General features: G+C 33.7%; 6 protein-coding genes. All 6 read right to left on the bottom strand.

Annotated elements, in window-relative coordinates; all coding sequences use genetic code 11:
* Positions 1-4 precede the first annotated feature (4 nt).
* Genes FFM65_RS03250 through FFM65_RS03225 form a run of 6 tightly spaced genes read right to left on the bottom strand, consistent with a single transcriptional unit; the run spans position 5 to position 11,800 of the window.
* Positions 5-661, bottom strand: a complete 657-nt coding sequence (locus tag FFM65_RS03250) for an endonuclease III domain-containing protein (RefSeq protein WP_119317607.1) — start codon at positions 659-661, stop codon at positions 5-7.
* Positions 661-1,284 (bottom strand): DnaD domain protein, encoded by a 624-nt coding sequence (locus FFM65_RS03245; RefSeq protein WP_119317608.1) that lies wholly within the window; start codon positions 1,282-1,284, stop codon positions 661-663. The genes FFM65_RS03250 and FFM65_RS03245 overlap by 1 nt, the downstream gene beginning before the upstream one ends.
* A gap of 58 nt (positions 1,285-1,342) precedes the next feature.
* Positions 1,343-1,822, bottom strand: coding sequence for a DUF5590 domain-containing protein (locus tag FFM65_RS03240; RefSeq protein WP_119317609.1), 480 nt, complete (start codon positions 1,820-1,822; stop codon positions 1,343-1,345).
* Between the two features lie 47 nt (positions 1,823-1,869).
* A complete protein-coding gene (locus FFM65_RS03235) occupies positions 1,870-4,689 on the bottom strand; it encodes a helicase C-terminal domain-containing protein (RefSeq protein WP_255311476.1) in 2,820 nt (939 codons plus the stop codon).
* Between the two features lie 15 nt (positions 4,690-4,704).
* On the bottom strand, positions 4,705-8,313 hold the full coding sequence (gene addA, locus FFM65_RS03230; protein WP_119317611.1) for a helicase-exonuclease AddAB subunit AddA: 3,609 nt from the start codon (positions 8,311-8,313) through the stop codon (positions 4,705-4,707).
* On the bottom strand, positions 8,306-11,800 hold the full coding sequence (locus FFM65_RS03225; RefSeq protein ID WP_119317612.1) for a PD-(D/E)XK nuclease family protein: 3,495 nt from the start codon (positions 11,798-11,800) through the stop codon (positions 8,306-8,308). The genes addA and FFM65_RS03225 overlap by 8 nt, the downstream gene beginning before the upstream one ends.
* Positions 11,801-11,895: the final 95 nt, after the last annotated feature.

Here is an 11,895-nt window from a genome sequence, read left to right as displayed (position 1 = left end):
TTTTTTATTTTTGAGGTAATCCTTCGTTTTCCTCATTTAATTTATCACAAGCAATAATTAATTGATTAGTTTCTTTATCAGGATCTAGTTTCATCGAATATTTGCGTCCATATTCAATCATTGTATGGTGTGCACGGTGAAGTTCTTCAGGTTTCAAGACGCTGACAATTTTCTTTTCAACTTGCAAAGGATTAGCTTTTTGATCCACAAAATGCAGTCGTTTAGAAATAGCTGACACATGCGTATCAACTGCGAAGGTTGGTTGATTGAAAACATCACTCAAAACTACGTTGGCTGTTTTCCTACCAGCACCAGGAAGTGCCATAATTCCCTTTCTAGTTTTAGGAACAATATCATTTAGTTCTTCATGGACGATACGAGCCGTTTTAATGATGTTTTTAGCTTTATTGTGAAATAGTCCCACACTCTTAATAATTTGCTCTACATCTTCAATATTTGCGTTCATGAGGTCTTTAGGTTCTGGATACTTGGCAAACAATATTGGTGTAACTTTATTGACTGAAACGTCAGTTGCCTGTGCGCTCAAAATAACCGACACTAAATATTGAAATGGTGTTCTTGAATCTAATGAAGGACCAACTGGCCCAATATTTTCTTCCATCTGGTGAATAGCCCAGACAATTTGTTTATCTTTTAACATTAATATCCCAGCTTCTTTCGGCGATCTTGGAGTTGTTCCGCTGTCTTAATATTACTCTTTTCCCAACTAATTAAAATCCGATCCATATATTTTAATGAATAAGCTTGATTCAAAACAGCTTCTCTCAATGCCAAATCGATCAATTCGATACTATAATGATCATCATCGATCCATTGGTGAATTTGTTCTTGTTCAATTGGTGATATAGGTCGACCAAATTCTACTTCAATTTTTTTGAATAATTCTTCAGTATCTGACATTAATTTATCTTGTTTGTTAGCCATTTTTTCTTGTTGTAAGAGATTCTTCAGCCGATGAAAAATTGGTGTCAAAGAGTAGATATCACGTTGTTGATGATGGTCAACTACTGTTTTTAATTCAATAATACCTAATTTTATCAATCCTTGAATAATCGTATAAATTGAAGCTTCATCCATTCCAGTATCGTTGGCTAAATCTTGTGCCATTGGGAAAGTATTTCCCTTTTGGGCATACATTGATAGCGCTAAATAAACGACTAGATCACGCTCAGTCATACCTAATTTATGAAAATTTTTAATAATTAAATTATTAATAGTTGTACTGCCGCTATCGACAAATGAATTGAATAAATCATCGTTCATATAAATTACTCCAATACATAAAAAAAGCCCGAGAAGACAATCTCGACTTTTTTGTTTTTTAAATATTATTAATTATCTGGATACTTTTACCAGTTTTAAAATCAACTAAATTATAGCCAATTTTACCATTACTCTTTTGGAAAGTTACTTCCCAAGTAGGTTTCTTCTTATAAATTCCTAAATTTATATGCAAAATCTTCTTAGCACCATATCGTTGAGCCACTCCATCAATAATAGTTTGACGAACCGGCGCATTATTTTTATTAAAAGTATCGGTCTTACCACTCTTAGCATCAATAATGATATAACGATATTTGTCACCTTTAGTTAAACCACCAACCGCATAATATTGCTTCTTGCGGGTATAGTTACCAAAATAATCAGGTTGAACGATACCAGCTTTTTCCTTAGCGATTTCATTAGCTTGTGATTTAGCACTTGAATTTGGTGCCGTTGAAAGATTTAAATACGTCAATGCAGAAACTATTGCTAAAGCAATTAAAGAAATGGTCAATAAGATTTTTGTACTTTTATTCATAATTCTTCCTTTTTTTAACTAACAAAAATAGTATAGCAATAATTTACTTAATTCAAAAAGTCATTTATATCTTTTTTAATAGAATCCATATCTTCGTTGATTACTGGCAAACCCTTAGGCAATGAGTCCAAAATAGTTTTACCATAATTTTTCGTTAAAATACGATTGTCTAATAGCAAAATTACGCCTCGATCATTAGGAGTTCTAATCAATCGGCCTAAGCCTTGTCGTAATTGTAAGATAGCATTCGGCAAAGAATCAACTTTAAAGACATTTAAATCTTGTTGCTTCAAAATATCTTGTTTGATTTTAACATCCGGTTGTTCAGGAGATTCAAATGGAATTCGAGTTACAATCAAAATTTCTAGAACCTTTTTAGGAAAGTCAACTCCTTCCCAAAATGAGTTAGCTCCTAATAAGACGGAACGACGCCCAATAGCAAAGCGCTTTTTAATCTTTTCATTGGAACCTGTTACACCTTGAGCTAAAATCTCCCACTTCTCTTTGACATCGGTTTCCATCAAGCGTTCATAAACTTTAGCTAAAGTATTTAACGAATTGAATAAGATCATTGTTTGATGATCGAGATTATCTAGGACATCAACAATATAACCTGTGACCATGTCAAAATATTCTTCACTATTGAGTGACTGAATATCCGGTAAATTAGCCGGCAAATAAATTTTACTGTTCTTAGAAATACTATTCATATCCGGTAAGATAACCATTTGATTGATCTGATTTTGGTTTAGTTGCGTGTCCAAAATGAAGTGTGAAAAATCTTTTTGAATCGTGATTGCAGCTCCAATGGCAAAAATCTGACTAAATCTATCAGTTGTATCAGCAATCAAGTCACGAATATCATATTGACGCCAGCTGATTTTCAGGGTCTTAGGATCATAGTAATCACGCATCTCTAGCTGCAAGCCAAATTTGTTATCTGGACTTTGCAAGGCTTGTAATAGTTCATCGAGATTTTTCAAAACAGTTCGCAATTTAGCATTTTCAATCGTTAAATTGGAGATTACCTTTGACAATTCAACTGAAATAAAGTTCTTTTGGAAATTGTACTGATCAAATAAGGTCTCAACTCGATTAGAAATCAATGACAATTCAACAATTAAATCCGACAATAGTTCGCTCAATTGGTCATTGTCTTTACCAAATTCATTGCTGCTATCTAAGATAGAAACAAATTCTTGGCGATCTTTGAAACGAACTTTGTTACGAATATAGTTACCAAAAATATTGTATTCGATTCGTTCCATCAGTTCATCAACAGCCTGGAAGTGGGTTTCCATCGTCTGTAAATCTTGATAATTCCATAATTGCGTTGTTACTTCGGTAAAAGCATAACGTAGTGTCACCCGGTTTTGATAAAGGATATCGCTGATTTTTTTGACATACTCATTCAACTTCAAAAAGTCAATCGTAGGTGAACTAGCATCCCGCAAACTGCCAGCAAAATGATTTGCTTCATCAATTACTAAATAGGAATTGCCACCCCAAAACTGGCTATCTAGATGTCTTGCTAAAAATGACTGATTAGTAACTAAAATTTTAGATTCCAAATAACGATTTTGTTGGTATAGCCAAAAGTCGTCGTTGCTATAAATTGAATTTTCTTTTGGTTCACCACGATGTCTGATAATACTGAACAGAGGGCTACTGTAATTTGTCAGATGCAATTCGCTCAAGTCACCAGTTGTGGTCATCGTCAACCAAACAATGATCTTCATCTTTAAAATAGCCGTGTGACTGTGCAAACGATAATTATCTAAAGCTTCTGAAAAGCGGTCTAAGTCGATAAAATTATAACTACTTTTGACAATTTCAGCATGATAATTATTACCCGTTACTTGGTTCAATAACGGAATCGACTGTTCAACGATTTGTTGTTGCAAAACTTTGGTTGTCGTTGCTATGACCAATTTTTGATTACTATTGATCAGGTAAGATAATGGCAACAAATAGCCTAGAGTCTTACCTGCTCCAGTCGGTGCTTCTATTAAATTCCATTTTTTATATTTATCACGGTGTTGACTAGCCTTGTAAATATTATCCATCAAATTAGATTGGTTCACTCGATAATCAAGGATTCCATCAAGCAATGCCTTCTTAGCTTCCTTAGACCGTGGATATTTAGTCGAATGATCAATTTGTTCACTAACATGGAAGTCCTTTTTTCGTAAAATAAGACCGCCACGTTCATACAAATAAGCTGGTAAAACTTCCGTTCGAGCATTCTTTTCCCGCTCTTCTAAAACAGTTTTAAAAACTAAATCTGTTTCCCTCAAAGTATTTTTACCAAATTTAGCCAATAATCTCAAAGTATCTAATGGCAATTGTTGAACTCGTTTCAAAATAACTAAAAAGAGTTCCGCAGTAACGTGTGCATCGCTATTAGCACTATGTGGATTCTTATGGACAATGCTCAAATAACGTGTTAAATCTTGTAATTTATAACTACTGATAGTTGGAAAGAGAATTTGCGATAATTCAACAGTATCGATTGCTTTGACATTTAGTTGATTCATTCCGATACGTTTAAATTCACGATTTAAAAAGGTCAAATCAAAATTCACATTATGTGCAATAAAAACTCGATTTTTTAAAAGTTTAAAGATATCAGGTGCAACTTCTTCAAATGTAGGTGAATCTTTGACATCTTCATCACTCAAACCAGTTAAGGCCGTAATCCGATTAGGAATTGGTACCTTAGGATTGATTTTTTGATCATAAATATGTGTAATTTCACCATTTTCGATAAGGGCACAGCCGAATTGAATTATACGCCCGTTGTCATGCCAATTAGAATTGGTTGTTTCCAAATCAACAACAGCGTAAGTGTTTTTCAAATCATTCACCTCTCATCTTTTTTCTTAAAGTCTAACCGCTCGGTCTTTCTTTAAGAAATAAAGATATTTGCCCAAGACGGGCTTTTTCTTGATTGCTTCAATCGCTTTTGCGTATAAATTAACTTGTCCTGAATATTTCTTAACAAGTTCATCCTCATTTTGACTAGTAACATGATCAGTTTTGTAGTCAAAAATAATTACGCCTTCATTTAATTCAATCACTCCATCAATAATACCATGAACTAAGATTTTATCGTTAATAGAATAGTCTTTTGCAGTATCTTTAAACAATCTTTGAGCTGGCATCAGAATTGAACAAGGAAATTCTCGACTGACATTTTGATGATTATCAACAATTTTTTTGCCCAAATCACTTTGATAAAACTTAGCCAAGCTGGAACAATCGATTTTTTCAGCTAATTCTGGCGTCAACAACTTTTCATTCGTCATTTGCGTTACTAATTCTTTAAAATCATCGACTCCCGGTGTTTTTTCAATATTGATTTTTTGAAGAACTAAATGAGTAGCACTTCCGACTTCAGCATTCGTGACCTTTTTTGTCTTAGTCAAGAAATCAGGCTGTGCAAAAGAGCCCAAATTATAGCGGGACTTTTCTGGTAACATGTCAGTCATGTTTTCATCATCAGGATCTTCAAACAAACCTTTGATTTCAGAGACTGATTGATAAGCTGTTGTCTCTACCGATTCTTGATATTGGTAATCTAAATCTAAAATATCTGCCACAGCATCCTTAAATAATTGACTAGGTTCTTTAGGTAAAAGTTTAATTTTTTGATTTTTGGTAGTTTGTACATCTTCAGCTTTAGCTTCTATCAACTTAAATTGTAAATGACTATCTTCATCATAGTAGTCCGGTGCTTTAGCATCTTGCAAAGTACTGATACCAACCAAATTCTGGAAATTATTAGCTTTCATTCTAGTTGATTCGTTAACTAAATTATTAGTCATTGCAACATTGTTCCAAGTTTTTAATAATTTATCTGAATCTTTAGTAAAGCCTAACATAATTAACTTTTGCTTAGCTCTAGTCAAAGCTACATACAATAATCGCATCTCTTCAGAAACAGTCGCAATTTTCTTTTGATAGCTGATAATTCCTCGTGGAATAGTCCGATACTTGATTCTTGTTTCATTGTCAGCGACTGTTATCCCGATACCCTTTTGTGCATCAAAGACTGTGTCAGAATTGACATCCATCATATTGAATTTCTTATCCATATCCAAATAAATCACGATTGGGAATTCCAATCCTTTAGAACCATGAACAGTCATAACTTTGACAGTATCATCGTTGGCTTCAATACTATTTGGTTGTGAAAGATCTTTATCCAACTTCTGCATTCTTTGAATAAAATTAATAAATTGATGTAAACCTTTATAATTGTTTTCTTCATATGCATTAGCACGTTGATAAAGAGCATGAAGATTGGCAGCACGTTGCTTACCACCGGGCATCCCTGAAACGTACTCCAAAATACCTGTTTCTTGATAAATCTTCCAAATCAAGCGAGCAATGCTATTTTTATTAGCAAAATCACGATAATTATCTAATTGGACTAGAAATGAACTGAGTTTATTTTTAAGACGTTCTTCACTGTCTTCAGAGGTTGCATATTCAGTTACAGCAGTGAAATAGCTATTACGTTTGTCAATTAGACGAATCTTAGCTAATTCCTCCTCATTCAAACCAACGATTGGTGAACGTAATACTGCCACTAGAGGGATATCTTCGTAAGGATTATCAACTAGTTTCAACATCGACATCATAATTTGTAATTCTGTCGTCTGAAAATAGTTCTGAGCATCCTTGACCATAACTGGAATGTTTACTTTGGAAAAATAAGAAATGATATCCGTATTGTTATCGCGAACTCGTGACAAAATAGCGATATCTGAATATCTTAATGGACGGATCTTCTCAGCTTCGGTATCGGCCTTCATTTTGCTGTCATATATTTCAAAGCCTTGATCCATCAAAGCCTGAATCTTCTTAGCAGCAGCACTAATCAAGGTTTGACGTTTAGTAACTTCTTCGTCTTCATCGCCGACATAAACATCAAATTCATTAGTTGTATCAACCGAGTCAGGAAAATTAGTTCCAGTGATCAATTTTGATTTTTCATCATAATCGATGTCACCAATTTTTTTGTCAAAGATTTTTGTGAAGATGTTATTGACGAAGTCGTCGACCGCTTTTGAAGAACGGAAATTCATTGATAATTGAATCAATTCATCATCATTATCATCTTTTTGGAAAGCTTCATATTTTTCGGTAAATAATCTGGGAGCTGCCTGTCTGAAACCATAAATTGACTGCTTGATATCCCCAACCATGAAACGATGATTGTTCTCGCATGACAACAAATCGATAATTTTATCCTGCATGGCGTTAACGTCTTGATACTCATCAATCATCAACTCATGGAACTTGTTTTGATAATACTCTTGAGCAATCTTGCGACCGTCAACTTCGCCCTCCAAAATATCGACTGCTCGATGTTCTAGATCATTGAAATCTAAAACGTGACTGTTTGTCTTAAGCTTTTGAAATTCATTAATGAAACTATATTCAACTTCAACCAATTTTTGAACTAAACTTTGAGCAACTTTTAAAGCCTCGTTGACGCCAATTTCTGACTTTAAGAAATAATCAGTGACAAGATTCTTCAATTGGTCATCAAAAGTTTTCTTAACCTCTCCAGCCTCATTCATGAGCGAGAGATCTTTTCCTTCTTTGTCGGCCTTGGTAACTCGTTGCTTTTTATTCTTAAATTTAAAGTTATAAAAGAAATCACGCAATTGGTCGTAATTAAATTGCGATAATTCTGAATAGACTTTTTGTAATCTTTCCTCAGCTTCTTTGAACACATCTAAATACGTTCCCGCTAACTCATCTACAGCGGCTAAATCCAAACCTTGTTTAACAGTCAACAGAATTTCATCCAGACGTAATTTTATTTGAGGCAAAAATTCTTTTTGATAAAATTCGCTCTGGCTGAACGAATCAACAAATTGATACGTCTTACTCAAATCATCTAAATAAGCTTTAGTATCACTAGTTGTGATTGCAAAATCATATAATTTAAAAACAATATCTTTCAAACCATCATCGGTTTTGTCGTTAGTAAAATTATTCGTTAGCTTAATGAAATCCGGATCATCCTTGCCATAATATTTATTACGTACATTATCGTAAGCCTGTTCTTGGATAATTGATTTTTCAGTATCATCACTTAATAAACGAAAATTAGGATCTAAATCGATCACATAATAGAACTTTTTGATTACACTCAAACAAAAAGCGTGCAAGGTACTGATATTGGCCATCGGAATACGAAAAATTTGTTTTTGGAGACGTCTTTTTTCATCGGCATTATCAGTTTGATTGACAGCCTCTTTTAATGCCTTTAATAGTCGATCTTTCATCTCTTGTGCTGCTGCTTCAGTAAAAGTAGCTACTAACAAATTATCAACATCTTCATCGCTTTTCAATTCACGCAAGATTCGTTCGATTAAAATAGTCGTCTTCCCCGAACCAGCCGCAGCTGAAACCAAGATATCATGTCCACGATGTTCAATTGCTTTTTCTTGATCTTTTGTCCACTTAGGCATTGTCTTCCTCCAAAATTTCTCCGATTTTTTCTAGAACGTCTTTTTTATTGTAATTGATAATATCGTGATACTCATTTTCCGGTAGCATAGCATCAAATTCAAAAATTGGACGAAAATCACTGTATTGTAAATCGGTAATCTTTTTATAGCGGTAAGGATTTAGATTCAATTTTCCTGAATAAATCTTCTCACCAGCATTTTTGATTAAACGACGGTTGTAATTAAGAATCTTAAAAAGATCATCATCAGAGATCACGTTATCTTTGCCAAAACTGACTACTGGAGACCTAGATGATCTTATGTTTTTGGAAGTTCTAGCTTCAGTATCAAAATTATCTAGCAGATCCTCATCATTTAGTAAAATCCCCTGCAATTTGAATTGAGCTAATATTTGTTCAGCGAGCGGCACTTGTTTCTTACTCAATGGAATAAAGGGATTGCTGATGTGCTCATATAAGGCTCCACCAACTTTTACATCAGAATCGTCTATCTTAAATAGTTCCAAATTGTTATTCAAACTTTGAATGTAAGTTGGCATTTGCATAGTGATTCCATTTAAAAATTGTGGGAAATTAAAGTCTTTGCCACTTGACTTGTAATCAATAATCGTCAAATAAGCTAACGCCTGTTCTGGCAAAAGCATTTCATCAATTCGATCGATTTTTCCACGAACATTGATTTTATGATTACCAGACAGTTCATAGGATAAACCTGGTAGGTCTTGTTGATTGTTGATTCGTCCAAAAGTAACTTCTGAACGTTTGGGATTAAAACCATTGCGTTGATACTGTTGGCGCATGTTTTTAACTAATTGAACTAGTGTGCTTTGCAATTTGTCAGAAATATAAAGCATTCGAGCGGATGATTTGAAGATTTTATTTTCCGGCGAACTAGCTTGTTCTTCAAATAAATCAGAAATTAACTCAGTTATTTCTTGATCATTAAAATCTACCAATCTTTGATTATGCTGGTTGAGATATTTGACTAAACTATCTAACACTGCGTGAAATACTGAACCTGTTTGAGCCGGTGTTATTTCAAATAATTGTCGAGGATATAGACGCAAACCATATCTCAAGAAGTACTCGTATTCATTTTTGTAGAAAGTCTCTAATTGAGAAATTGAAACATTGATATTTTTACCATACAAAGCATTGACCGTCTCAGGAGATAGATCAACCGGCTTATTTTGATAATTCAAAGAGCTCAAAGCAAATTCAGAGTTTTCTTTATCACGACCTAGCAATTGCTGACGAACGTATTGCCAAGCATCTGGTAAACTAGCATTTTTATCCAAAGCACTGCGCGAAATTCTGATCAAATAATTCAAAGTTGAAGCCTTCGAACCAATGTATTGCAAAATATGATTATCTTCTAAATCATCGGTTGCCGGGTTAAGCAATTTGTCTTCAATTTCCAAATTAAAATGATCTTTAATTCGTTTGACATAGCTCGATAATTCTTGTTTCTTATTGTCTTCAGTCAAATTAGGATAAGTAAAAATCAAACGTTGAGAACTAGCTGTAAATGAAATGTCATGCAAATATGGTTCCGCATTGTTGACCACTTCATCTGATTCTTTCAAATACTTACCATCTGACAAATTATTATTCAAAAAGCCACGTTCATCATCAGTTACCAGATTATTAGAAACTGTTGCTCCCGGCATATTGGCAGTGGTTGAACCCAAAATAAACGTTATTTTACGATTATTGGGTTGAATCATTCCTATTTCAGAAATACTTACAGCATCAAGGGTTGAAGGAATTTGTGAATAAGTGGCATTTTCAAAGGCAGCATCCAAAATACTGATAAAATCGTCTGATTCAAATTCTTTTTCACCAAAAACAGTCACGTATTCATCTAAGATTTGGTTAAATAAATTAACAATTTGTTCTGGTTGATTAGCTAACGTTAGATTTTGTTCTTCAGTCGCCTGCTTCTGCCATGTCAACAAGACATCAAAAACGTGATTCCGAGTTAAGAAAGCGTACAAAGCTGTAGCACTTTCAAGCGAGGACAATTTTTGATCCAAAAACTTGTCTAATTGCTGGTAAATTGATTTTATAAAACTTTTAATGACATTTATTAATTGATACTCATGGATTTTTTCAGCATCGACTTTTTCATCTAATTGAACATCGGGCTTAAAAGCAGCGCCCAACCAATTTTTCTTAGTTATACCATTAGCTAAAGCATAGTTTTCTGTCAAATCTAGAGCTTGTCTAAAAGCCGATAAATCATCGTTAAATTCATCAGGAATCAATAGCTCCGTTCTTAACAAACTAATAACATCGTCTTCTTGCATCCCCTTATTGTGAACAGCAAATAACAGATCAATCAAGCGTTTAAAAGGATGATTAGCCATTTTCTTTTGTAAATCAATAAAGTAAGGTACTTCGTTATTTTCCATGAACGATTCAATAAAGGAACTATATTCTGATAAATTACGTGCTAAAATCAAAAAGTCATTGTAACGATAACCTTGACGAGCCACCATTTGTCGGATGTATGAACTAACTGCAGAAATTTCAGTTTGTTTATCGGTACATCTCCACACTTGAACTGAGCGTTTGTCATCAAAAATCGAAGTTTTGATATTTCCTACGCCACTAGATTGAATCCAGTAGTCTTCCAATTTGGCTAAATCAGGACTAATCCTTAGTTCTTGGGCAAAGTACTCTTTAATAGCGACTTGCTGCTGTTTGGCAAAGTCAGTCAATTGTTGGTAAGTCGACTCAGCACGGTAATAAAAATCGGTTGGATCATTCGTGTTTGATTTTTCTAAAACTAATGAAACATCAAGATTGCCACTATTGATCATCAATGATTTTACTAAGTTTAATTCTGTCGCCGTGAATGATGAAAATCCTTCGATATAAAAGTGGTAATGATTAGTCTTAATCTTGGTATTCAAGAAATCAGCCAAAGCATTCAATTGAAAATCGTTAGTATTATAATTTTGAATTTGTTCCAAGTAGGCCGTATAAATCAAATTTAATTCTTGAATTTTATCGGCAAAAACATCTTGTCCGTTATCATTCAAGACTAATTCAATATCTTCTGGTTGAACCTGTCCGTTCATAAACTCATTGAATTGTGAAATCATTTGCTCTAGAAAGCCCGGTTTATCAATCATTCCTGAAAAAATTTTCAAATCTTTCTTGTGTGTTTGAACGATTTCTTTTAACAACATTGCTGCTTTAGTTTGCGTTAAGCTTTCTAAGTTATACTCACCACTGTCACGCAAAAAATACCAAGCTAAACGTGAGAACGAAAAAGTTTGGACATTATTTGTAGCAATCAATTCATCGTCATCATTACCAAATGATTTGAGAATGTTGACTTCAGATTCGAATTTTATGTGATTGGGAACTAGAAAAAAGAATTGTCCCTCTGGATCTTTTTGAAAATCTTCATTAAATAATTCCATCATTTTTTGATGATGGTCAAATTGGTTCTTACCTAATACAAAATTTAATGTCATATTTATTCACCCGCAAAAATTTTATCATAGTTAACTGCCATAAAGTGGAAATCATCACAATAGATGTATAAAATAAATACTTAGAGAAACTGAGG

Origin of the sequence: Companilactobacillus formosensis (genome assembly GCF_005405305.1) — a bacterium.
In the GTDB taxonomy this organism is placed as follows: Bacteria; Bacillota; Bacilli; order Lactobacillales; family Lactobacillaceae; genus Companilactobacillus; species Companilactobacillus formosensis.
Note: the sequence above shows the minus strand (reverse complement) of the source record. Positions and strands in the feature narration are given on the sequence as shown.